The organism is Halioxenophilus aromaticivorans (assembly GCF_042850945.1).
In the GTDB taxonomy this organism is placed as follows: Bacteria; Pseudomonadota; Gammaproteobacteria; order Pseudomonadales; family Cellvibrionaceae; genus Halioxenophilus; species Halioxenophilus aromaticivorans.
The window spans coordinates 891522-916635 of sequence record NZ_AP031496.1 but is presented as its reverse complement, the minus strand read 5'-3'; the positions used below and the strand labels follow the sequence as shown (position 1 = coordinate 916635).

Genomic DNA, 25114 nt, shown 5'->3' with positions numbered 1-25114 from the left:
TTAAAACGCGTAGGTATAACTGAAGCCCAGGGAGTCATCCTCCACGGTGTTTCTGCCATCAACCACCTGGCTAAACAGTAGCGCAATGCCCTGGTTACCGAACCCGTATCCCACCGAGGCCTTCACCATAGAACGCTCCTCCGCCACCTCTTGGAAACGGGCCGGTGAAAAACCGGGCTCGCCAATGTCCAAATCGGTGTCACCCTCCTTTTCGGCGTAGCCAAGGCCAATGCTCCAACCCGGAGCCGGAGTAAAGTGGGCGCCCAACTCGTAAAAATAATAGGTGGGAACATCGTCGTCGTAGTCTTGCACCCCGGCTTGGGCAGACAGCGATAACCAAGGCGTAAAGGATTTACCAATAATGGCTGCAAACTCTAGCGCATTGGCATCTTTGCCAATGGAGGCAAGACGAGCGCCATTGTAGGCACCCTTAAGAATAGCGCCCACGCGAAGCGTAATCGTGGGCAACTGGGTTTGCACATATTCGTCACTAACCCGCCAACTTAAACCGAGCAAGCTGTCGCCCAAGCCACGATCACTGTCGGCTCGGCCGGAGTCCACTTCGGCGTAGGACACCACGGCATCCAAGGCTAGACTGTCACTAAGACCATAACTCAAGGCGATGGTAGAGGTTTCGCGCTCAAATTCATCGGCACCGCCGCCGGTGATTTGGTCTATATCCAATTCCTGGGTGCCGATGTAAGCAGAATCGCCGGATTGATCTGCATAGCCCACACTTACGGACAGCTGACCGGGAATAGGAAGCCAAGGCGACGTACCTTCAGCCAAAACATTGGCAGAGACACCGGCAAGTACAAGAGCACTGATACGAGTAATTCGTTTCATAAATTGAGTCTCCTAGGTGTGTTTAATTACAATTTAAATCGGCGCTGTAAAAAGACTTGTAACGCCTGGTTTTCGTCCTCTGACATTGCAACGTTGGGTTTGCCCATCAAAACTTCTTGAGCGAGGCTTTTATTCAAACGCTGCTTATGCAGCGGGCAGGATTTGCAAGCAAACTTTTTGGCAAATATTTGCTTGCCCAGCTGGTAGGCCGCAGCATCGCCGGTTTTAGCACTGGCGCCAGCATCAGAGCCAGAAGCCTGGGCAAAACTAGCAACGCCCAAAATAGCCACAACAAAAAAAGCGTGCCTTAGTAAAGAGGGAGATTTCATAACGGTTTCCTTGGTGAGTGAGTGGTTTCAGAAAAAGTTAAATCCGTAAATGCATCGCAGTGATCTACGCAGTGATAACGAATGGGCTGTTTGTCGCGAAAACTGTCGCGCAATCGCACAACTGCGATTTTGCCAAGAATGCCCCAGCCAGCTCGCATAACCCCAAGCCATGTGCCGCCTATTTTCGATACACCTGCAGCACGAGCGCGCCAGCGCACGGGTATCTCAACAATGGGAAAGCCCGCCGTGGCCGCCGAAATTTGCATTTCTACGGTCCAACCAAAGCCGCGGTCTCGCAGTTCTATTTGATCAAACACGGTGCGCGTAATGGCGCGCAGTGGGCCGATGTCCGAGGCGGGAATACGCCACAGCACACGCATTAAAAAGCACGCGAGTGCGTTGCCAAATGTTTGCGCCCGGCTCATGGAATTGGGCTCTGGGCATTGACGCACACCGATGGCGAGGCCGGCGCCAGAATGAATCTGTTGGATTAAGGCAATGCAATCTGCCGGATGAGGCGAACCATCACCATCGAAAAATAACAATATGCCGCCTTGTGCCTGCTGGCACGCATGCCAGCAGGCCGAGCCATAACCCATGGTGGGCACAGTGATGACACGCACACCTAAAGCCTTAGCGATACTCGCTGAGCCATCGGTTGAACCATTATCGGCCACAATAATTTCGTAGTGGCCGCACCAGGCGCTAGCATCTAACACCGATTGCAACGAAGCGACGGAATTACCGAGTGTGTCCGCTTCGTTTAATACCGGCATAATCACACTCACCAGTAGAGCATCAGCCTGGCCGACGCCAGACACTCGCCAAGACACCAATGAATGCATACCGGATTTGATAACCGGATAACCGTTCGCTTTGCTCATAGATAAAGCACCTCAATTCGAATGAGGCACAGTCAACCAAATGACGCTTAGCCGTTCTTCCTCAAAGCCACATTAATTCAGCACGAATCTGTCGCAAAAAGGGACTGTCACCGATGAGAAGAAGTATGTAACTAAAAAGCCACCGGCCACGTAATAGAGATAAATTACACCGGAGCCGCCAAACCACCATGGCAGGTCCGATCACTGAAAAACTGTCGATTGAGGCTAATTATGGATTTGCGAAACGTTGAACGCGCAGACACTGCGATAACCACCCAAACCACTGTGGCCAAGACGGGCGCAGGTGCTGGCTCTGGAGACTCAGATTCCGATCTAGGAGATCTGATACGCCACACTTTGCAACAGGCCGGTTTGGCTGAAACTAGCAGTACGTTTGGCCCAGAATGGCAGGTATCGGTTCTCAGTGGGCACAATCAGCCAATGAGCGCAGACCAAAATCCATTGGGCTGTAATCATCCTGCTGGCGTGCCCATCGTTTTAATACATCCCAGTAATGCTGGTGCCCGGCCAACAGCAGCGACAGCACCGATTAGCCATTACAGCAATGAAGAGAAGTCTACTGCTCTGCACGCCGCAACGGTCACCTACGGCGGCCTATGCGTGAGTAAAGTAGAGCGCAGAGCCTGGTGCGAGACGCAGGAAATGAAATTAACGCCCAAAGAGTTTGAGCTGCTGTGGCTATTCATCAACCAGCCCAAACGCGTCTACAGCCGTTACGAGCTAATCGATACCGTTTGGGGTCGTTACTTTGAAGGCTATGACCACACAGTGAGCAATCATATTAACCGCCTGCGAAAGAAGCTTTCGGCCATGCAATGCTGTAAGGCCAGAATTGAAACCGTGTGGGGCGTTGGTTACAAACTTGAGCAGCTGAGTTAGTGGGCGTAGGTATTCCTCATACTTTAGTAGCAGGACAAATGCCCACGGCGGGAAGAATACCCAACTTCGGCGCTAGAGCTGTAGTTATCAGCTTTTTAAACACTAGCACTGCACAAACTTTGTACGTTAAGGTATTAAAACATTTTCCCAGGCTTCGGCATTTCAACCAAGGATATACGGAAATACTCGTGTCTAACGCATCATCAAATAATGCTGCGCACAACACTTTCGACGCCGACGAGCAACGCTGGTCGCAATGGATGGTGGACGCGCAAAACGGCGATGAACGCGCTTATCAAAGACTACTGGTGGAACTCAATACTGCCATCATTCGCTATTTACGACGGCGGGTTGGCAACCAGGAATTTATTGAAGACTGCGCCCAGGATATTCTTTTGGCGATACACAATGCGCGGCATACGTACCAGCCCAAACGCCTGTTTCGCCCTTGGCTGTTTGCCATCGTACGTAATCGCTCCATTGACTACCTGCGCAAAATAAAGACTACGCAAAAATTGGCCGAGGAGCTGGAGGCCACAACGGAAGAAAGCATCAGTCTGGAAGAATCCTATACCCGAACGGCATTGCAAAAGCAGCTTATGGAGCAACTGCCAGAAGCCTCTCGGGCGGCGATTGAGCTGACTAAAATACAAGGGTATTCCAATATCGAAGCTGCACAAAAACTCAGTATTTCAGAATCGGCGGTAAAAGTACGCGTTCATCGCGGTTTGAACCAGCTTAAACAATTTGTCACTGCCGGCTTTAAGTAGCACGTTAAACATGAACAATCAGACTCTTATACAATCATTATCCAACAATTTGCAGCCGGTGAAACCGACGCTGTCACCCAATCTCATCGCCTTGATATGGTTATCTGCGGCCGTTGCTGCATTAGCCATTGCAGCCAATTTTCTTTGGCCGGTGCGCGGTGATTTGTGGCAGCTGATTACGCACAATGTACGTTTCACCATTGAGCTTATTAACGTGGTCGCCGCCATTGTAATGCTAACCCTAGCGGCTTTCCGCAGTGCCGTGCCAGGAGAAAACTCGGCTACCCCGGCGCGATGGGGAGGGTTACTTACACTAACGTGGCTAGCTCAGTACGCGGTTGGCATTTGGCTGCCCACAGCAGAGGATAGAACGCCTCCCAGCGAGTTTATGTGCTGGGTATTTATCATCAGTTACGCCCTTTTATTTTTTATTCCAGCCATGATTACTTGCCTACGGCTTTATCCGCTGGCTCCGAAACGCACTGGCTTTTACTGCAGCCTAGCTGCAGGCCTAATCCCTACGGCCTATATGCACATTGCCTGCGCTTATTCTATTTCACATATTTTCTCGGCACACATTCTACCCCTAGCAGTATTAGCCCTAGCGGCAACTGCAGTGTTTGCGGTTTTGTACCGACGCAAACAAAGGAAGAAGATCGACCGGTAAAGTTACCGCGCAGATACAAAAAAGCCCAGTTTTGACCTGGGCTTTTTTGTATTTCTTATCGAACTCAAACGGTAAAGCTTTAGGCTTTAAACCACCTGGATATGCCAAGGCTCAAAACGAACACCCAGCTTGTTACCTTGATCATATCGAATAGCGATGTAACCAAGATCTTGCATCTTTTTAAATTCATCGGTTTCAGCAAAATCACCGGTGAAGTTCCTTGCACCCCAACCAACTCTGCCTACATCAAAATCGCCAATGCCGTGGTAGGAATATCCGGGCGGAGCAAGGGAGCGAGAGGCTCGAGATAAGTTGCCATCGACACTAACGGTCTTCGCTAAAAACAAATACAACTGTTTTACGTTAGAGCGAATACCCGAGGTGAGAATTATATTCTCACCAACGTCTTTTTTCAGTTTTTCGTAATAGGCCAGAGATTGATCCTTAAATAGATAGTGCCCGGTGTAGGGAACCTTGATGACCTGTTCCGGCTTGATACTCTGGGTTAAATTAGCCGTGACCTTGTCGCCGTAAAAACCGTAATCTGCGGAGTTAAAGGCAAACAGCTCGTCAATAAAGTCCAGCTCTTCTTGAGTGAAGGCGCCAACCTGACTAAACGACTTAGCATAGGACAAAGCTTGGTCGAAACTAACGATATTGAAATTGCCAAAGCCGATGGTATTTTGTAAACGCTTTAAGCGCTGAAAGACGGCCTGCAAGTGCGCTTGATTGGCCTCACTAACGTAGATATCGCCGATGAAGTCGTGGGCAAAGTAGATACTTTTGTCGATATCGCCGAGAGCGTCATCGGATGACAGAGTTTCGTCCGCACCGGGCTGCGGGGCGATGACTTGAGCTTGATTACGAGCATTGACTGCCATGGTTTGGCTGTCTCTGCTGTCCATGTTCTGAGCCTCTTGGGATTGGTCATCTGCCAGTTCCGCTTGATCATCAACCAAATCCACCTGTTCGCTGGCCAGTGCTAACTGCTCTTGCGGTGGTTCTTGCTGCTCGGCTGGGCGCAAAATACGAGACAAGGGTACGACTTCGCGATCTTGCATGGGATCGATTTGCTGCCATACAGGAATAGTATCACCGCCATCTGGTAGCAATTCCGACAAAGCAGCAACTGGCGCTTCTTCGGAGCCCTTACGCAGAAATACAAGCGGGCTGGCGGCTACACCCAAGCCCGCAGCAATAAATAATCTTCGTTTCACATCTATTCCAATGGATAACTATTAATACATGTTACATAAGATAGCAGTTATTTAAGTGGCCTTCCTGCTAAAACCCAGCATCTGTTGATCAAACGGGCGTTCAAATGTACATATCAGTATAAATCATTCTCAATTCAGTAATATGAAGATCTACCGACATGCGCGATGCTCGTTTTTTGATCAAATGGAGAGCGAACAAAGCGCTGGCCCTGCTACTACAACTCAATAGCAATCTAAATCTCCCTATTGGAGAACTTAGATGCCGCGTCGGCAATTGCCACAGTCTCCCAGCACCAAATTAGCGTATATCGCGCCATTAAAACAGGAGATGGCATCACGTTTTACGAACAAAGTCGGTAAAATTTTGGCGATATCGCGATATTTTAGGCAAAAAAAACCCGGCGCAGATGGGCCGGGCTTTTATGATGCGCAAGTGGTGCGCCAAAATCATTCGATTACTCGATGATTTTGGCTACAACACCAGCACCAACGGTACGACCACCTTCGCGGATGGCGAAGCGTAAACCTTCGTCCATGGCGATTGGGCAGATCAGGGTAACAGTCATTTGAATGTTGTCACCTGGCATTACCATTTCAACGCCTTCTGGCAGCTCACAAGCGCCAGTTACGTCGGTAGTACGGAAGTAGAACTGCGGACGGTAACCTTTAAAGAATGGCGTGTGACGACCACCTTCATCTTTACCCAACACGTATACTTCGCCTTCAAACTTGGTGTGCGGAGTGATTGAACCAGGCTTAGCCAGCACTTGACCACGCTCTACTTCGTCACGCTTGGTACCACGCAAAAGAACACCAACGTTCTCACCAGCACGGCCTTCGTCCAGCAACTTACGGAACATCTCAACACCGGTACAAGTAGTCTTGGTGGTGTCTTTGATACCGATGATTTCAACTTCTTCACCAACTTTAACGATACCGCGCTCAACACGACCGGTAACAACAGTACCACGACCTTGAATTGAGAATACGTCTTCGATTGGCATAATGAAGGCACCGTCGATGGCACGCTCAGGCTCAGGGATGTACTCATCCAGAGTCTCTACCAATTTCTTAACAGCAGAAGTGCCCAACTCGTTGCCGTCTTCGCCGTTCAGAGCCATCAGAGCAGAACCTGCGATGATTGGAGTGTCGTCGCCTGGGAATTCGTAAGTGTCTAGCAGCTCACGGATTTCCATTTCTACCAGCTCGAGCATCTCAGCGTATTCTTCTGAATCAACGCCGCCACAGTCTTCCGCCAGCAAATCAGCTTTGTTTAGGAATACTACGATGTAAGGCACGCCAACCTGGCGAGACAACAGGATGTGCTCACGAGTTTGTGGCATTGGGCCGTCGGTAGCACCACATACCAAGATCGCGCCGTCCATCTGTGCAGCACCGGTGATCATGTTTTTAACGTAGTCGGCGTGTCCTGGGCAGTCTACGTGGGCGTAGTGACGAGTAGGAGAATCGTACTCAACGTGAGAAGTTGCAATGGTAATACCACGCTCACGCTCTTCTGGTGCGTTATCGATACCGTCAAACGCTACCGCAGCGCCACCCCAAACCTCGGCACATACACGAGTCAGGGCTGCAGTTAGAGTGGTTTTACCGTGGTCAACGTGACCAATGGTGCCCACGTTTACGTGGGGCTTACTGCGTTCAAATGTTTCTTTTGCCACTTGGCTATCCTCTGATGTAATAAAAATAAAATGTCGGCCAACGGACTACACGTCTACTGTGCGCAATCAACTGCGTATTGGCCGGCGCGATCATCACCCCACGGTGTTTTTGGCAATGATTTCATCGGCAACATTTTTAGGCGCTTCGGCGTATTTGTCGAACTCCATGGTGAATGTTGCGCGTCCTTGGGTGGCAGAACGAAGATCGGTGGCGTAACCGAACATCTCTGCCAGCGGAACTTCCGCGTTTACAACTTTTCCGGACGGGCTTTCATCCATAGATTGGATCATGCCGCGGCGGCGGTTTAAGTCGCCCACAACATCGCCCATATTTTCTTCCGGTGTTACCACTTCAACTTTCATAACCGGCTCCAACAACACCGCGCCACCTTGGTTGCGCAGCTCTTTGGTAGCCATGGAAGCGGCAATTTTAAAGGCCATTTCGTTAGAGTCTACGTCGTGATACGAGCCATCGTACAAGGTAGCCTTTAAACCCAACAGCGGATAACCGGCAACCACACCGTTTTTCATCTGCTCGGCAATACCCTTCTCCACCGCTGGGATGTACTCTTTGGGCACCACACCGCCAACCACTTCGTTAACGAATTCTAAGCCTTCGGCATTGGTATCTTCGGCAGGTTCAAATTTCACCCACACATGACCGAATTGACCGCGACCACCGGATTGACGAACAAACTTGCCTTCGATTTCACAGGTGTTGGTAATACGTTCGCGGTAGGCCACCTGCGGCTTGCCAATGTTCGCCTCAACGCTGAATTCCCGGCGCATGCGATCAACAATAATATCCAGGTGCAACTCACCCATACCGGAGATAATCGTCTGGCCCGTTTCTTCGTCGGTTTTAACGCGGAAAGATGGATCTTCCTGTGCCAATTTACCCAAGGCGATACCCATTTTTTCCTGATCCGCTTTGGATCTAGGCTCCACCGCTACAGAGATTACCGGCTCGGGAAACTCCATGCGCTCGAGGATGATTTTCTTGTGCTCATCACACAAGGTGTCACCGGTGGTGACGTCTTTTAGACCAATAGCAGCGGCGATATCGCCGGCCAGTACTTCTTTGATTTCTTCCCGCGAGTTGGAGTGCATCTGCACCATTCGACCAACCCGCTCTTTTTTACCTTTCACCGAATTATAGACGGCGGTGCCGCTTTCCAACTTACCTGAGTAAACCCGGAAGAAGGTCAGCGTACCCACAAAGGGGTCGGTGGCAATTTTAAAGGCTAGGGCTGCAAAGGGGGCGGAATCGTCCGCTTCACGGGTATCCACGGTTTCGCCGTCATCGAGCGTACCTTCAATGGCTTTTACTTCCGTGGGCGACGGCAAGTACTCAATGACTGCATCCAACATGGCTTGCACACCTTTGTTCTTAAAGGCTGAGCCACCAACCACTGGCACAATTTCGTTGGCCAAGGTGCGCGCGCGAATACCGACTTTGATGTCTTCCTCAGTAAGCTCACCTTCCTCGAGGTATTTTTCCATCAACTCTTCGTTGGCTTCCGCCGCCGCTTCTACCAAGTTTTCACGCAGGCTTTCGCATTCATCTTGCAGGTCTTCAGGGATGTCGCCGTACTCAAAAGTCATTCCCATGTCGTCTTCCGACCAGTGAATGGCTTTCATCTTAATTAGGTCAACAACACCCTTAAATTCGTCTTCGGCGCCAATGGTCATTTGCAGAGGCACTGGGTTGGCACCCAAGCGCTCGCGCAATTGGTCAACTACGCTGAGAAAATCGGCACCCGCCCGGTCCATTTTATTTACGAACACCATGCGAGGCACTTCGTATTTATTGGCCTGGCGCCAAACCGTTTCGGTTTGTGGCTGCACACCGGAGGAGCCACACAACACGACCACCGCGCCATCTAAAACGCGCAGCGAGCGCTCCACCTCAATGGTGAAGTCAACGTGCCCGGGAGTATCAATAATGTTGACGCGGTGCTGGTCAAACTGCTGCTGCATACCGGCCCAGAAACACGTAGTGGCAGCGGAGGTAATGGTAATACCTCGTTCCTGCTCTTGCTCCATCCAATCCATGGTGGCGGCACCATCGTGCACCTCACCGATTTTATGAGACAAGCCAGTGTAAAACAGAACGCGCTCTGTCGTTGTGGTTTTGCCCGCGTCTACGTGAGCGCAAATACCAATATTTCGATAGCGGGCGATGGGTGTTTTACGTGCCAAGGATGAATCCCCCAAGATAAAAAGATAAACCTGCGCTGAATAATTTAGCGGGTTTTAAAACCACAAAAGGCAGCGAGTATCGCTGCCTTTTGTGACAATGTTTTTAAGCTGGTTAAAAAACGAGACTTAAAAACGCCGATATTAGAATCGGTAGTGCGAGAACGCTTTGTTGGCGTCGGCCATGCGGTGAACGTCTTCCCGCTTTTTAACTGCCGAACCTTTACTTTGCGAGGCATCGATCAACTCACCAGCCAAACGAGCAGCCATGGATTTCTCGCCGCGACCGCGGGAGTATTCCACCAACCAGCGCATGGCCAGAGCAGTACGACGTGCAGGACGTACTTCAACCGGTACCTGGTATGTAGCACCGCCCACACGGCGAGATTTAACCTCTACCAGGGGAGCTACGTTCTCTAGAGCCTCATCGAATACTTCGATAGGATCTTTTTTCAGCTTCTGCTCAACGATGTCGAGCGCGCCGTATACAATTCGCTCTGCAACGGATTTTTTACCGCTGATCATCACGATATTCATGAATTTCGCCAAAGTGATATTGCCAAATTTAGGATCTGGCAATATTTCACGCTTAGCGACTACGCGTCTTCTTGGCATTGCTAGCCTCTCTTCAGGATTTTCTAAGACACCGCTCTCTCACAAAACCTTTGCCCTGGAAATCATCGCCAGGGGCACTGAGCCTATGAGCGCGCTTAGCCTTACTTGGTTTCACCCCGTAGGGTTAACCGAAAAAACGGGTTAAGTACCTTCTTTATTTAGAAACAGCGCCTTACTTAGGACGCTTGGTACCGTACTTAGAACGACCTTGCTTACGGTTGTTCACACCAGCGGTATCCAGCGCACCACGAACTGTGTGGTAGCGAACACCTGGCAAGTCTTTTACACGTCCACCACGGATCAGTACCACGCTGTGCTCTTGCAGGTTGTGGCCTTCACCACCAATGTATGAAGAAACTTCAAAACCATTGGTCAAACGAACACGACATACTTTACGCAATGCTGAGTTCGGCTTTTTTGGGGTGGTCGTATAAACGCGAGTACAAACGCCACGTCTTTGTGGACAAGCTTCCAGCGCACGTACGTCGCTCGCGACTGCTTTACGTTTTCTCGGCTTACGAACCAACTGGTTGATCGTTGCCATGAAAAATAAACTCCAAAATAAAATAATACGCCAACCACTTCACCAGTGATTGAACGCGGTTACAATGTACCTAGGTACTGTTAAGGCTCGTCAGCCCGAAACTGTAATTAGCAGCTATACTAATATTGCCTTATTTAAAGAATACCTAAAGCAAGCGTGCCAAAAACGTCTGAAAGATGGCACAATACAGCCCCCATGCAAAATGGGTGCGCAATTATAATGAGGTAGTACTGTGAATACAAGGGTATTGCAAGTGTTTTTCAGGTGGCTCAATACCCAGCAATTAGCCTAGAATCCGCCTGTCCCGGACTAAAGATTTACTCAAATGATGAAAGAACCGCGTGATTTGCTACGCAAAGCGACACTGGCTGCTGCTATAGCCACAGTATTGGCTACAACCACAGCGTTGACTGGCTGCTTTACGCAGAGCCCAAAGCCCGAGATTAATACAGCTGAAACCTCACCGGCCACGGCCGACAAAAGTGAAACTGCCTCCGATAGTGCAGATATCACCATAACGGTTACTCCCGACGCCGAAACTAAAGTCGAAACGGCGAATACAAGCGTGACCAATGCTGATGAATCGGCCACGGCCATGGATGATGACACCCGAGCCAGTGCCGAAGAAGACGAAACCGTCGCCGAGGCAGCGCCATCCGATTCAGCCGAAGCACCCTCACAAGACAATCCGCCTGAAGTCGACACCAGCGAAGTCTTTGCCAAGCAAGACGCTGCCAAAGAAATAGAGGACAGCGCGACTGCAAAGGCGGCCACTGCTACCCAAACCATAGAGCAGGCGGATACAAACCAAGCTGAAACCAAAGCGCAGGCCGAAGGCAAAACTGTGGAAGCCCTGACCCAGGGGGAAACCAGTGCAACCACCGGCGATGATACCGCAGCCGAGCCCAAAGACGCAGAAGCGGCCGTTGAAGCAACCAGCAATGCCATTACCGCAGCAGACGACGAAGCTGAGACAAACTCCCTGAATCCCGAGCCAGAACAAGCTATTACGGATTTGTGCGATGAGATTGGTAATAAACTGGGCAGTGTTTCAGTGGAAGATTGCTTGGCCATCGAGCTGGCTGACAGCGGCGCTCGATCTCGCCTAGAACGAAGCCTGGCCGTTAAAGAGTACTTGCACAACGGCGAAGAAAAGAACGGCCGTGTGCTATTGATGGGAGGAATTCACGGCGATGAGTTCTCCTCAGTATCCATTATTTTCAAGTGGCTGAAATTTATCGAAAAAGACCAGGCCACTGAGTTCACCTGGCAGGTTGTACCACTGCTCAACCCGGACGGCCTGCTGCGCCAAAAGTCCCAGCGGCAAAACGACGCCGGTGTTGACCTAAATCGCAACTTCCCCAGTCCAGATTGGGACGCCGATGCCCACCATTATTGGCAATCGCGCACCGGCGCAAACCCACGCCGCTTCCCCGGCCCGGACGCTGCCAGCGAACCGGAAACGCAATGGTTTATCAAAACCATAGAAAACTTTCGCCCGGATGCCATTGTGGCAGTACACGCACCACATAGCCTAGTGGATTACGATGGGCCACAAAAGCCCCCTAGCCGCCTGGGCACATTGCGCCTACACGAGCTCGGCATCTACCCCGGATCTCTGGGCAATTACGCCGGTGTTTATAAAAACATTCCGGTAGTAACCATTGAATTGCCCTCAGCCGGAATCATGCCCACGCGCAACGACATCAATCAAATGTGGGTAGACCTAGTAGAGTGGCTGCACCGCGAAGTACCCAAGCAAAAGCTGGCGCGCACAGAAGGCGAGAACAACGGCTCAGATGATCTGCCAGAGATCGACTCACTGCATTAGATCAAGGCTGGGCGTCTGCCAGCGGCAGCGCCCACTAGTCCTTAGCGTCACCAATCAACGACATCCAGAAATTGATAGCTCGCGCCAGCGACACGTCCCACCTCATCTAAACTGAGCCCACAAAAAAACGCAGCTTGGTTAACCAACGCTGCGTTTTTGCGGGCTTTTTTAAGGCCTTTGTCATTTGCCTGCTGGTGTTAGTCCAGCCCTAGCTGACGGCTATCCGCCCGCTTCGTAAATAATTTTCCAGCGATCGCCTTCGCGCTGCCAGAGTTGTTTCTTCCAACCACGCCAGCTGTGATTACTGCTGTCGTAGTCCTGGTAGAACTCCGCCATAACCAACTGACCTTCACCAGGGTAGGCGAATAAACCCAAGTTGGACAGGTTCACTTCAATGAAGTCTTTGGCTCCGTTAACACGGGATTTGTAATCACGCCAGGAATCGTAGTTGTAGTTACCTACACTGAAGTCCTTGCTGTAATACTTCATGTAGTCGTCGTTGGAGCGCGACTGCCAGGCCAAGCGCCAGGATTCAATCTCGGCGGACAGCTCATCTTGCAAGGCCGTTTGGCTATCGGCCTCTATCCAATCTAATTTTTCGGTGAGTACAACCTTGGTTCGGCCAACATCCACAAACTGAGCCAACTGATCAATCTGATCGTTATTCAGCACCACGCAGCCGTCGCTGTCAAAAGTTGGCCGACTGTTTACGCCCTCCGGCATAGCGTGAACCCATATCCCGCTACCTGTGCGCTTGTTGCGCTTATCCCAAACATTGGGGTAATCAAGCGGATAGGCCGCTCGGCCATAGAAGTCATCTAGCTGTTCGTCAGCGATATGGCTGGTAATGCGATAAACACCAACCGGTGTTTTCTTGTCCCCTTCTTCTTGCTTACCGAAGCCCATTTTGCCCATGGAGATGGGGAACTGAAGACGCTGTTGAAGAAAGCCGTTGATGTTTTCAAACACACTGAAGCTGGCCTCACTGAGCGAGGCAACCACAACATAGGGCTCGGATGGGTCCAGCCGAATAATAGAACTTGGCTGCAACAGAACCTGCGCTGCGGCCGTATCCGACAGCATGGCAAGCTCGGTTTCGCCAGGTTCTGGCTCAGACCATGCGCCAGAGCTAAACATCAGGGCGGCTGTGAGTAGAAGTAATTGTTTGTGCATCTATAACTAAATATTTCGAATAAGGTGGTATATAAGTATTTTAGCTACTTCAGTAAATATAGCCACCCTGTTTCGCCGTTTACCACATCACAACAATCTATAAGGTACAAAAAAGCCCCCATAGTGGAGGCTTCTTTGTGCTGCGAGCGTCTCGGACTAAGCGAGTGCTTTACTAAAAATCTGGGCTTCTAAGCCCGGACTTCAGGGCAAGCACTAGTTAGCGCTGGACTTAAGCGCTTCGGTCAGGGCTGCTTCGACTTCTTCAGCACTTGGACCTTCGCTCACCACGGCATCTTCACTACGCTGCTGACGACGCTTCTCGTGGTAGGCCAAACCGGTACCGGCTGGAATTAAACGCCCTACTACAACGTTTTCTTTCAGGCCGCGCAAAGTATCAACCTTGCCGGTTACCGCTGCTTCGGTCAGAACGCGAGTGGTCTCTTGGAACGAGGCCGCAGAGATAAACGACTCGGTTGCCAAAGAGGCCTTGGTGATACCCAGTAGCTGACGCTCGTAGGTAGCTGGCTGCATGCCCTCGGCGCGTAAACGCTCATTTTCTTGCAGCACATTGGCGTATTCAACCTGCTCACCCTTAACGAAGGAAGAGTCGCCCATTCCAAGGATCTCAACTTTACGCAACATCTGACGCACGATGGTCTCAATGTGCTTATCGTTAATTTTTACACCCTGTAAACGGTAAACATCTTGGATTTCGTTAGTGATGTAGTTGGCCAAGGCCTCCACACCCTGTAAGCGCAAGATGTCGTGTGGGTTGGACGGACCATCCGATACCACTTCACCCTTAGCCACAGTTTCGCCTTCGAAAACAGTCAGCTGACGATGCTTAGGAATCAGCTCCTCGTAGTGAGTGCTGCCATCTGGCATTACTTGACCTTCCGGTGGAGTAATCACCAAGCGACGCTTACCTTTGGTTTCTTTACCGAAGGAAACAGTACCGCTGATTTCCGCCAGGATAGAGGGCTCTTTTGGCTTACGCGCTTCAAACAAGTCAGCAACTCGTGGCAGACCACCGGTAATATCTTTAGTACCGCCAGATTCCTGAGGAATACGGGCGATTACATCACCAGCCTTGATTACTTCACCATCGGTTAGGTTTAACAAAGCCTTAGCTGGCAACAAGTAGTGGGCGGGCTGGTTACTGTTGGCCAGAGTTTTCTCGTTACCTTCTTCATCATACAAGGTGATAGCAGGTTTCAAGTCTTTACCGGCCGCGGGCCGCTCGGCTGGGTCCAGCACCTCGATAGAGGTTAAACCAGTTAGCTCGTCTGTTTGACGACGAATAGAAAGACCATCTTCCATGCCAGTGGCACGAACCACACCACCCACTTCGGTAATAATTGGGTGCGTGTGCGGATCCCATTTCGCCACTACCTGGCCGCCGTCCACATCTGAACCGTCGGTAACAGTAATGTTGGCACCGTAAGGAATCTTATAGCGCTCACGCTCGCGACCGCTGCCGTCGGCTACGGCCAACTCACCGGAACGGGATACCGCAACCAATATGCCGTCTTCACGCTCAACGGTTTTCACGTTGTGCAGGCGGACGGTACCAGGCTGTTTAACCTGGATGCTGTCTGCAGCAGACGCACGGCTAGCAGCACCACCAATGTGGAAGGTACGCATAGTCAGCTGGGTACCGGGCTCACCAATGGACTGGGCAGCAATAACGCCGACCGCTTCACCGGCATTGGCGCGGTGGCCACGCGCAAGATCACGACCATAACACTGAGCACAGATACCGTAACGAGACTCACAGGTAATTGGCGAGCGTACTTGTACCTCGTCAATACCCATCTCTTCCACACGTTCTACCCAAGCTTCATCGATCATCACGCCGGCAGGGATCAGAATCTCATCGCTGCCTTCTTTTAACACATCACGCGCAATCACACGGCCCAGGATACGATCACCCAGGGATTCGATGATGTCACCACCTTCGATCACCGGCGCCATGGTTAAGCCAGCGTCGGTACCACAATCGGTCTCGGTGATTACGACGTCCTGAGCAACGTCCACCAAACGACGAGTCAGATAACCCGAGTTTGCGGTTTTCAGTGCGGTATCAGCCAAACCTTTACGCGCACCGTGGGTCGAGATGAAGTACTGACCAACGTTCAAACCTTCACGGAAGTTTGCGGTAATGGGCGTTTCGATGATCGAGCCATCTGGCTTAGCCATCAAACCACGCATACCGGCCAACTGACGAATCTGCGCAGGGCTACCACGAGCACCGGAGTCGGCGTACATAAATACCGAGTTGAATGAATCTTGCTGCTCTTCTTCGCCTTCGCGGTTAGTAACGGACTCTTTCGAAATACCCTCCATCATCGACTTGGCAACCAAATCATTGGCGCGAGACCAGATATCGATCACTTTGTTGTATTTCTCACCCTGAGTTACCAAACCAGAGGCATACTGCGCTTCGATTTCGGCTACTTCTTCATCGGCCTTAGACACGATCTCGTGCTTAGCGGCTGGGATTTCAAAATCGTTTACACCAATGGACGAACCAGAGCGTGTTGAGTAGGCATAACCGGTGTACATCAGTTTGTCAGCAAAAATAACGCTTTGCTTCAATCCCACCACGCGGTAACAGTAGTTGATCAGTGCCGAGATGGCCTTTTTAACCATGTTTCGGTTAACCAGCTCAAACGGCATACCCTCGGGTACGATCTCCCACAAAAGTACACGACCTACCGTGGTATCCACGATGGAGGTGTTCTTTTCCATTTCGCCGTCTTCACGAATCACAGACTCGGTGATACGACACTTGATACGCGCTTGCAGATGAACTTTCTCGGCGTTAAACGCGCGATCCACTTCAGCTGGATCAGAGAACACCATGCCCTCACCGGGCACGTTGATACGCTCACGAGTCATCCAGTACAAGCCCAATACCACGTCTTGGGACGGTACGATAATCGGCTCGCCGGAGGCCGGTGACAAAATGTTGTTGGTCGACATCATCAAAGCGCGAGCTTCAAGCTGAGCTTCAATAGTCAAAGGTACGTGAACCGCCATTTGGTCGCCGTCGAAGTCGGCGTTGTAGGCTGCACACACCAATGGGTGCAACTGAATGGCCTTACCTTCAATCAGTACGGGTTCAAACGCCTGAATACCCAAACGGTGCAAGGTTGGTGCACGGTTTAGCAGTACCGGGTGCTCACGAATGACTTCGTCGAGGATATCCCATACCACGGGCTCTTCACGCTCGACCATTTTCTTAGCGGCTTTAATGGTGGTGGCTAGACCACGCAATTCCAGTTTGCTGAAGATAAACGGCTTGAACAATTCCAAGGCCATTTTCTTAGGCAGACCGCACTGGTGCAGCTTAAGAGTTGGGCCGGTTACGATGACCGAACGACCGGAGTAGTCAACACGCTTACCCAGAAGGTTTTGACGGAAACGACCCTGCTTACCTTTGATCATATCGGCCAATGATTTCAGTGGGCGTTTGTTAGAGCCGGTAATGGCGCGACCGCGACGACCGTTATCCAACAGTGCATCTACCGCTTCTTGCAGCATACGCTTTTCGTTGCGCACGATGATGTCAGGAGCGTTTAAGTCCAGCAGACGCTTCAAACGGTTGTTACGGTTGATGACGCGGCGATACAAATCGTTCAAATCGGAGGTAGCAAAGCGGCCGCCATCCAGCGGTACCAACGGACGCAAATCCGGTGGTAGTACAGGCAGCGCCTCTAACACCATCCACTCTGGATCGTTGCCAGAGTTGTAGAAGGCTTCCAGCAGCTTCAAGCGCTTGGACAACTTCTTAACTTTGGTTTCAGAGGTCGTGCTTGGAATTTCTTCACGCAGCTCTTGTACTTCGGCTTCAATGTCGATGTCACGCATCAACTCTTGAATGGCCTCGGCGCCCATTTTGGCTTCGAATTCGTCACCAAATTCTTCCATGGCTTCGAAATACTGCTCGTCGGTCAGAAGTTGGCTCTTCTCCAAGGTGGTCATGCCGGGGTCGGTTACCACGTAGGATTCAAAATACAACACACGTTCGATATTGCGCAGGGTCATATCCAACAGCAAACCGATACGGCTTGGTAAGGATTTCAAGAACCAGATATGAGCAACTGGGCTAGCCAGCTCAATGTGGCCCATGCGCTCACGACGCACTTTAGCCAAGGTAACTTCAACACCGCATTTTTCACAAATGATGCCGCGGTGCTTCATACGCTTGTACTTGCCGCACAAGCACTCATAGTCTTTTACTGGGCCAAAAATTTTGGCACAAAACAAACCTTCACGCTCAGGCTTGAAGGTTCGGTAGTTGATGGTCTCAGGTTTTTTTACTTCACCAAAAGACCAAGACCGAATCATATCCGGCGATGCAAGGCCGATACGAATCGAGTCAAATTCTTCATTTTGTCCTTGGGACTTCAGAAGGTTTAGTAAGTCTTTCAAGTTAGCCTCCCGCGGGCTCGCGATTTACGCATTGCAACTGTGACTGTTGTCAGTCTACCTGGCGGGGGCACACGGCCCCCGCATTGGAAATCACGACCAATTATTCGTCGTGGTCCAGCTCCATATTGATACCCAGTGAGCGAATCTCTTTTAACAGTACGTTAAAGGATTCTGGCATTCCGGGCTCCATGCGATGGTCGCCATCAACAATATTTTTATAGAGCTTGGTACGACCGACAACGTCGTCCGACTTAACCGTAAGCATTTCTTGCAAGGTATAGGCGGCGCCGTATGCTTCCAGTGCCCATACCTCCATCTCTCCGAATCGCTGACCACCGAACTGCGCTTTACCACCCAGCGGCTGCTGAGTAACCAAACTGTAGGAACCAGTGGAACGGGCGTGCATTTTGTCGTCAACCAAGTGGTTCAGCTTCAGCATGTACATGTAACCTACGGTTACAGGACGCAGGAAGGCATCACCGGTACGGCCATCGTGCAAGGTACGCTGACCGCTATCTTGCAGGTCGGCCAAGCGTAGCAAGGCTTTGATTTCCGCTTCTTTAGCACCGTCGAACACAGGCGTTGCCATGGGCACACCAGCGCGCAGGTTGTTAGCCATTTCGATGACTTCTTCGTCACTGAATTGATCCAACTGCTCTTTGTTGTAAGCATCGCCGGTAAGGTTGTACACCTCTTCCAGGAAGTTACGGATATCGGCCACGGCTTTTTGCGCGCGAATCATTTGGTCGACCTTGTCACCCAAACCTTTCGCCGCCATACCCAAGTGCATTTCCAGCACCTGACCAACGTTCATCCGCGAAGGTACACCCAGTGGGTTCAGTACGATGTCTACCGGCTCGCCGTTTTCATCGTAAGGCATGTCTTCTACCGGCATAATGACCGAGATAACACCCTTGTTACCGTGACGGCCGGCCATTTTATCGCCCGGCTGAATGCGACGTTTGATAGCCAGGTAAACCTTAACGATCTTCAGTACGCCTGGGGCCAGGTCGTCACCAGTTTGCAACTTGCGCTTTTTGTCTTCAAAACGCTCGTCGAGCTCTTTGCGACGCTCTTCCAACTGTACTTCGGCGCGGTCGATCTGCTCGTTTAGTGCATCGTCGTCCATGCGCAGCTTGAACCAATCACTGCGCTCCAAACCAGTCAGCGCTTCATCGGTTAACACATCGCCCTTGTTCGTGTTTTTGCCACCGGAAACGGTTTGGCCCACTAAGGCCTGACGCAAACGCTCAAAGGTTGCGGTTTCTACAATACGGAACTCTTCGTTAAGGTCTTTACGAACCTTATTCAACTGTTCGGTTTCAATCTCTTTGGAGCGCTGATCTTTCTCTAAGCCATCGCGAGTGAATACCTGAACGTCAATAACGGTACCTTTGGTACTGGTGGGCACACGCAGCGAAGTATCTTTAACGTCCGAGGCTTTCTCACCGAAAATAGCACGCAACAGTTTCTCTTCTGGGGTAAGTTGGGTTTCGCCTTTAGGCGTTACCTTGCCCACCAGAATGTCACCAGGGCCTACTTCGGCACCAATGTAGACGATGCCTGATTCATCCAACTTAGCCAGTGCGGCCTCTCCCACGTTGGGAATATCCGCGGTGATTTCTTCGCTGCCTAGCTTGGTGTCACGAGCAATACAGGTTAATTCCTGAATATGGATGGTGGTGAAGCGATCTTCCTGCACCACACGCTCGGATACCAGAATGGAATCCTCAAAGTTGTAGCCGTTCCAAGGCATAAATGCGATGCGCATGTTTTGCCCTAACGCCAGCTCACCCAGATCAACGGATGGGCCGTCGGCCAGGATGTCACCACGGGTAACCGTGTCACCGGTTTTAACGATTGGACGCTGATTAATACACGTGTTCTGGTTAGAACGGGTGTATTTGATCAGGTTGTAGATATCCACACCTGCGTCACCGGCATCAACTTCGTCGTTGTTTACCTTAACCACAATGCGGCCGGCATCAACGCGATCGATAACACCGCCGCGATGGGCTACCACACACACACCGGAGTCACGCGCAACCACGCGCTCCATGCCGGTACCAACTAACGGCTTTTGAGCCCGTAGAGTGGGTACCGCCTGACGTTGCATGTTCGACCCCATCAGGGCTCGGTTAGCATCATCGTGCTCCAGGAACGGAATCAAAGACGCCGCCACGGACACCACCTGACGCGGTGATACGTCCATGTACTGAACATCTTCTTTCGGCTTCAAGGTGAAGTCGCCACCGGCACGTACCGATACCAAGTCTTCGGTTAGCTCGTCGTTCTCGTCTAGCTTAGCCGCGGCCTGTGCGATGATGTAGCGCGACTCGTTAATCGCCGATAGGTATTCGATCTGATCGGTAACCTTGCCGTTTTCCACCTTGCGGTAAGGGCTTTCAAGGAAACCGTAGCTGTTGGTGCGAGCATAGGTCGCCAGAGAGTTGATCAAACCAATGTTTGGACCTTCCGGTGTTTCAATTGGGCAAACCCGACCGTAGTGTGTTGGGTGCACGTCGCGCACCTCAAAACCGGCACGCTCGCGGGTCAAACCACCCGGGCCTAGCGCAGATACACGACGCTTGTGGGTTACCTCAGAAAGCGGGTTGTTCTGATCCATAAACTGGGATAACTGGGAAGAGCCAAAGAACTCTTTCACTGCAGCAGCCACTGGCTTGGCATTGATTAAATCCTGCGGCATCAAACCTTCGGATTCAGCCATGGACAAGCGCTCTTTAACAGCGCGCTCTACCCGTACCAAACCGACGCGGAATTGGTTTTCAGCCATTTCGCCAACAGAGCGGATACGACGGTTACCCAGGTGATCGATATCATCCACAACGCCATTACCGTTACGGATCTCGATCAGCGTCTTCAGTACATCGACGATATCATCGTTAGACAGGGTACCTTCACCCACATCTTCATCGCGATCTAGACGACGGTTAAACTTCATACGACCAACAGCAGACAAGTCGTAACGATCTTGGCTGAAGAACAAGTTCTGGAACAGGCCCTCTGCAGACTCTTTGGTCGGCGGCTCGCCTGGGCGCATCATGCGGTAGATTTCAACCAACGCTTCTAGCTCAGAGCGGGTTGGGTCTGCGCGCAGGGTGTCTGAGATAAACGGTCCGCAGTCCAGCTCGTTGGTGTACAACGTTTTGAAGTTAGTAACACCAGCTTCTTTGATCTGCTCCAAGGCCTCTTCTGTCAGCTCGGTATTGCACTCCAGCAGAACCTCACCGGTTTGCTCGTTGATCAGATCTTCTGCCAACGAGCGGCCAACCATGTACACGACCGGGACATTGAGCTCTTCAACGCCAGACTTTTCCATTTGACGGATGTGACGAGCGGTAATTCGACGACCTTCCTCAACAATAACCTTGCCGGATTGATCTTTGATGTCGAAGCTGGTCACGTCGCCTCGAAGGCGAGACGGGATCAGCTTTAGCGTGTACTCGCCGGTGTCCTGCACGCTGAACTCGTCGGTTTCGAAGAACATGCCCAGCATTTCTTGCGAAGAGAAACCTAACGCACGCAGCAAAATAGTTGCAGGCAACTTGCGGCGGCGGTCAATACGCACATAGACCAGATCTTTCGGGTCGAACTCGAAGTCCAACCATGAACCACGGTAAGGGATCACACGGGCAGAGTACAACAACTTACCGGAGCTGTGAGTCTTGCCTTTATCGTGGTCAAAGAACACACCAGGCGAACGGTGTAACTGAGAAACAATCACCCGCTCGGTACCGTTAATAATAAAAGTACCGTTTTCTGTCATGAGTGGTATCTCACCCATGTAGACTTCTTGCTCTTTGATGTCTTTAATGGTTTTGTTGGAAGATTCTTTATCGTAAATGATCAATCGAACCTTCACTCGCAGCGGAACAGCGTAGGTCACGCCACGTAAAATACATTCGTTGACATCGAATACGGGCTTACCAAGTTGGTAGCTTACGTATTCAAGTGCCGCGTTACCGGAGTAACTAACAATCGGGAATACCGATTTGAATGCGGCGTGCAAGCCAATATCGAGCCGAGATTCGGCACTGGCGGCATTAGCCTGAGTAAATTTTTCGTAGGAGTCTAACTGTATTGCGAGCAGGTAAGGTACATCCATCACCTGTGGCAACTTGCCAAAATCTTTGCGGATGCGTTTCTTCTCAGTAAATGAGTAAGCCATCTGTGTACCCCAGCTTGTATTCGGAGAGGGCAGTTTCAGCCTTAATAGCACTGCGTGCTGTTGCGTTATTGCAACGCTTTTCGTTTCTGTTTCACCCACAGGCGGGTCGGTTTGGTTCTATGCTTCTGCCAGCTGTAAAAATCCGATTGCGTGCCAACTTCGCAACCACAGAATCCGTCAACCGAAAACGGCAAAGGGGCCAGCGAGATAACCCGCCAGCCCCGCGTCGATTTTTACAAACCGACGGTCGACATAAGATGTCCGAAGATTACTTAAGTTCAGCTGACGCGCCAGCTTCTTCAAGTTGCTTCTTGATATCTTCTGCTTCGTCTTTAGAAACACCTTCTTTGATCGCCTTAGGAGCGCTTTCAACCAGCTCTTTGGCTTCTTTCAAGCCAAGACCAGTGATCGCACGAACGGCTTTAATGGCGTTAACTTTCTTCTCGCCAGCAGAGGTCAACACTACGTCGAACTCAGTTTGCTCAGCGGCAGCAGCACCAGCGTCGCCACCAGCAGCAGGTGCAGCTACAGCCACAGCGGCAGCGGCAGAAACGCCGAATTTTTCTTCCATTGCTTCTACAAGCTGAACAACGTCCATAACGCTCATTTCGGCGATTGCATCTAAGATTTCTTCTTTAGACAGAGCCATGACTCAGATCTCCAATATAAAATTTGTTGAAAAACTATTTCGAATTAGAACCACTATGCTACGCACACATTGCCAGTTGGCTTATGCGGCGTCTTGCTTTTGGTCGCGTACGGCAGCAACAACACGGGTAACCTTGGTCGGTACTTCGTTGAAAGTACGAGCCAGTTTGGTTACAGGTGCAATCAAAGTTGCAGCCAAAGTAGCTAGCGCTTGGTCGCGAGTTGGTAGCGTGGCCAGCACGTCAATCTGTGAAGGAGGCAATTGCTCACCGCCAACAGACAGAACTTTCACTTCAAATTTGTCGTTTCCTTTAGCGAAATCTTTGAAGATTCGTGCTGCAGCACCCGGATCTTCCATAGAAAATCCGAACAACGAAGGACCGACCAAATCGCCGTTAACACACTCAAACTCAGTACCGGCAAATGCACGGCGAGCCAGGGTGTTACGGACAACGCGCAGGTCAACGTTGTTTTCGCGAGCCAGTTTACGCAAAGCTGTCATGTCAGTTACGTTAACGCCACGGGCGTCGGCAACGACAAGCGACAGAGCATTCACAGCGGTCTCGTTAACGTCGGCAACAATAGCCTTTTTGTCTTCGAGTCCTAATGCCACTTTGTTTCTCCTGGATTAAACCTTACGGCATAACAAGTACCGTTCGGCGTTGAATAAAATTTTCAGTGCCTTGGCACCAAAAACCCTTTCGGCGATCCAAATCAACAGCTCTGTAACAAAACTGATGCGGGCTCACCGTCTGCGTAGGGTGTTGCAAATGCGCTTTTAAGTGATCAGTTTAGCAAAGCGTAGAATAGCTGCGCCTTATTAAACTAAAACCACCCCTACGGTCTTTGACGGCCGCGCAACCGGTAACAGGCTGCACCGACCCCAAAGTACGTGTGCGGACGAATCCGCCAATTCTTAGCGTTTCAGCTGGCCTTAGATTTCTAGGCTAGCTTGGTCGATGGTGATACCAGGACCCATAGTAGTGCTCAAAGAAACCTTCTTCAGGTAAACACCTTTGGCAGTAGCAGGCTTAGCTTTTTTCAGATCAGCCAGCAATGCTTCTAAGTTCTCTTTGATCGCTTTGGTGTCAAAGCTTACACGGCCGATACCGCCATGAATGATACCGCCCTTGTCCGCGCGGTAACGAACCTGACCAGCCTTGGCGTTTTTAACAGCGCCGGCCACGTCTGGGGTTACAGTACCAGTCTTAGGGTTTGGCATCAGACCACGAGGACCCAGCACTTGGCCCAACTGACCAACAACACGCATGGCTGCTGGGTCGGCAATAACCACGTCGAAGTCCATCATGCCGCCTTTAATTTGCTCAGCTAGATCTTCCATGCCAACCAAATCCGCACCGGCTTCTTTGGCTTGCTCAGCGGCAGCGCCCTGGGAGAACACGGCTACACGAACTTCCTTACCAGTACCGTGCGGCAAACTTGTAGCACCACGCACAGATTGATCAGATTTACGAGGGTCAATGCCCAAGTTGATCGCGGCTTCTACGGTTTCAGGAAACTTAACCGTGGACAGCCCTTGCAGCAGCGCAGTGGCTTCTTCAATGCTGTAGGCTTTGGTTGGATCAACTTTATCGCGAATTAATTTTTGACGTTTGCTCAACTTGGCCATCTTACACACCCTCCGTTTCAATACCCATGGAACGGGCAGAACCAGCGATAGTGCGCACAGCAGCGTCCATATCGGCAGCAGTTAGGTCAGGCATCTTAGCAGTGGCGATTTCCTCCAACTGCGCGCGAGTTACCTTGCCTACTTTGTCGGTGTTCGGACGCGAACTACCAGACTTTAAATTCGCCGCTTTTTTCAACAAGAAAGACGCCGGTGGCGTTTTCATAGTGAAGGTAAAGCTACGATCGTTGTATACAGAAATAACAACAGGTACAGGCGCACCAGGTTCTAAGCTTTGAGTCTGTGCATTGAATGCTTTACAGAACTCCATGATGTTCACACCATGCTGACCAAGTGCAGGACCTACTGGCGGGCTAGGGTTAGCCTTACCAGCGGCAACTTGCAGCTTAATATAAGCTTCAACTTTCTTTGCCATGATAATTGCTCCAATGAATGGGTATAGCGCCTCTGGTTTATTGGCGTAAACCGTCCCAGGCTTCCCGGCTTATTCAGTGTTTCCACTGCAAATACCAGCGGACACAGCTGCCCGCTGGCTAAC

Annotated in this window: 19 protein-coding genes; 4 read left to right on the top strand and 15 right to left on the bottom strand. The window is 50.9% G+C overall.

Annotated elements, in window-relative coordinates:
* From ACGHM3_RS04040 to ACGHM3_RS04030, 3 genes are read right to left on the bottom strand one after another with little or no spacing between them, the layout of a single operon-like run.
* On the bottom strand, nt 1-846 hold the full coding sequence (locus ACGHM3_RS04040; protein WP_345427655.1) for a transporter: 846 nt from the start codon (nt 844-846) through the stop codon (nt 1-3).
* A gap of 26 nt (nt 847-872) precedes the next feature.
* Nucleotides 873-1175: a hypothetical protein gene (locus tag ACGHM3_RS04035; protein WP_345427656.1), complete on the bottom strand. Its 303-nt coding sequence runs from the start codon at nt 1173-1175 to the stop codon at nt 873-875.
* Complete coding sequence (locus tag ACGHM3_RS04030) at nt 1172-2059, bottom strand: glycosyltransferase family 2 protein (protein ID WP_345427657.1); 888 nt, start codon at nt 2057-2059, stop codon at nt 1172-1174. Before ACGHM3_RS04030 ends, ACGHM3_RS04035 begins: the two co-directional genes overlap by 4 nt.
* A 231-nt stretch (nt 2060-2290) precedes the next feature.
* Here ACGHM3_RS04030 and ACGHM3_RS04025 point away from each other — a divergent pair, with 231 nt between their 5' ends.
* The 3 genes from ACGHM3_RS04025 to ACGHM3_RS04015 all read left to right on the top strand — a co-directional run bounded on the left by ACGHM3_RS04025 (nt 2291) and on the right by ACGHM3_RS04015 (nt 4396).
* Nucleotides 2291-2959 carry a response regulator transcription factor gene (locus ACGHM3_RS04025; protein ID WP_345427659.1) on the top strand — a complete coding sequence of 223 codons (669 nt, stop codon included), beginning with the start codon at nt 2291-2293 and terminating at the stop codon, nt 2957-2959.
* 188 nt (nt 2960-3147) lie between these two features.
* Nucleotides 3148-3729 (top strand): sigma-70 family RNA polymerase sigma factor, encoded by a 582-nt coding sequence (locus ACGHM3_RS04020; protein WP_345427660.1) that lies wholly within the window; start codon nt 3148-3150, stop codon nt 3727-3729.
* A 10-nt stretch (nt 3730-3739) separates the two neighbouring features.
* Nucleotides 3740-4396 carry an NrsF family protein gene (locus ACGHM3_RS04015; protein ID WP_345427661.1) on the top strand — a complete coding sequence of 219 codons (657 nt, stop codon included), beginning with the start codon at nt 3740-3742 and terminating at the stop codon, nt 4394-4396.
* Between the two features lie 86 nt (nt 4397-4482).
* Here the strand turns inward: ACGHM3_RS04015 and ACGHM3_RS04010 are convergent, their stop codons facing one another.
* The 5 genes from ACGHM3_RS04010 to rpsL all read right to left on the bottom strand — a co-directional run bounded on the left by ACGHM3_RS04010 (nt 4483) and on the right by rpsL (nt 10650).
* A complete protein-coding gene (locus ACGHM3_RS04010) occupies nt 4483-5613 on the bottom strand; it encodes a M15 family metallopeptidase (RefSeq protein ID WP_345427662.1) in 1131 nt (376 codons plus the stop codon).
* 455 nt (nt 5614-6068) lie between these two features.
* The gene (gene tuf, locus ACGHM3_RS04005) at nt 6069-7292 is read right to left on the bottom strand and encodes an elongation factor Tu (RefSeq protein WP_390517762.1); all 1224 of its coding nucleotides are present in this window, start codon (nt 7290-7292) and stop codon (nt 6069-6071) included.
* 93 nt (nt 7293-7385) lie between these two features.
* Entirely contained in the window at nt 7386-9494 is a 2109-nt protein-coding gene (fusA, locus tag ACGHM3_RS04000) for an elongation factor G (RefSeq protein WP_345426321.1), read from the bottom strand.
* Between the two features lie 141 nt (nt 9495-9635).
* The gene (gene rpsG / locus ACGHM3_RS03995) at nt 9636-10106 is read right to left on the bottom strand and encodes a 30S ribosomal protein S7 (RefSeq protein ID WP_345426323.1); all 471 of its coding nucleotides are present in this window, start codon (nt 10104-10106) and stop codon (nt 9636-9638) included.
* Nucleotides 10107-10278: 172 nt separating this feature from the next.
* A complete protein-coding gene (gene rpsL / locus ACGHM3_RS03990) occupies nt 10279-10650 on the bottom strand; it encodes a 30S ribosomal protein S12 (RefSeq protein ID WP_345426325.1) in 372 nt (123 codons plus the stop codon).
* A gap of 325 nt (nt 10651-10975) precedes the next feature.
* Between rpsL and ACGHM3_RS03985 the strand changes: the two genes are divergently transcribed.
* The gene (locus ACGHM3_RS03985; protein WP_345426327.1) at nt 10976-12481 is read left to right on the top strand and encodes a M14 family zinc carboxypeptidase; all 1506 of its coding nucleotides are present in this window, start codon (nt 10976-10978) and stop codon (nt 12479-12481) included.
* A gap of 219 nt (nt 12482-12700) precedes the next feature.
* Here ACGHM3_RS03985 and ACGHM3_RS03980 read toward each other — a convergent pair whose 3' ends face one another.
* From ACGHM3_RS03980 to rplK, 7 genes are all read right to left on the bottom strand, one after another.
* Nucleotides 12701-13654 (bottom strand): L,D-transpeptidase family protein, encoded by a 954-nt coding sequence (locus ACGHM3_RS03980; RefSeq protein ID WP_345426330.1) that lies wholly within the window; start codon nt 13652-13654, stop codon nt 12701-12703.
* A 213-nt stretch (nt 13655-13867) separates the two neighbouring features.
* Nucleotides 13868-18091, bottom strand: a complete 4224-nt coding sequence (gene rpoC / locus ACGHM3_RS03975) for a DNA-directed RNA polymerase subunit beta' (protein WP_345426332.1) — start codon at nt 18089-18091, stop codon at nt 13868-13870.
* A 100-nt stretch (nt 18092-18191) separates the two neighbouring features.
* Complete coding sequence (gene rpoB / locus ACGHM3_RS03970) at nt 18192-22280, bottom strand: DNA-directed RNA polymerase subunit beta (RefSeq protein WP_345426334.1); 4089 nt, start codon at nt 22278-22280, stop codon at nt 18192-18194.
* Between the two features lie 268 nt (nt 22281-22548).
* On the bottom strand, nt 22549-22929 hold the full coding sequence (rplL, locus tag ACGHM3_RS03965; protein ID WP_345426336.1) for a 50S ribosomal protein L7/L12: 381 nt from the start codon (nt 22927-22929) through the stop codon (nt 22549-22551).
* A gap of 81 nt (nt 22930-23010) precedes the next feature.
* Nucleotides 23011-23541 (bottom strand): 50S ribosomal protein L10, encoded by a 531-nt coding sequence (gene rplJ / locus ACGHM3_RS03960; protein ID WP_345426338.1) that lies wholly within the window; start codon nt 23539-23541, stop codon nt 23011-23013.
* Between the two features lie 321 nt (nt 23542-23862).
* Nucleotides 23863-24558 carry a 50S ribosomal protein L1 gene (rplA, locus tag ACGHM3_RS03955; protein ID WP_345426340.1) on the bottom strand — a complete coding sequence of 232 codons (696 nt, stop codon included), beginning with the start codon at nt 24556-24558 and terminating at the stop codon, nt 23863-23865.
* A 1-nt stretch (nt 24559) separates the two neighbouring features.
* Nucleotides 24560-24991: a 50S ribosomal protein L11 gene (gene rplK / locus ACGHM3_RS03950; RefSeq protein ID WP_345426342.1), complete on the bottom strand. Its 432-nt coding sequence runs from the start codon at nt 24989-24991 to the stop codon at nt 24560-24562.
* Between the last annotated feature and the right edge of the window lie 123 nt (nt 24992-25114).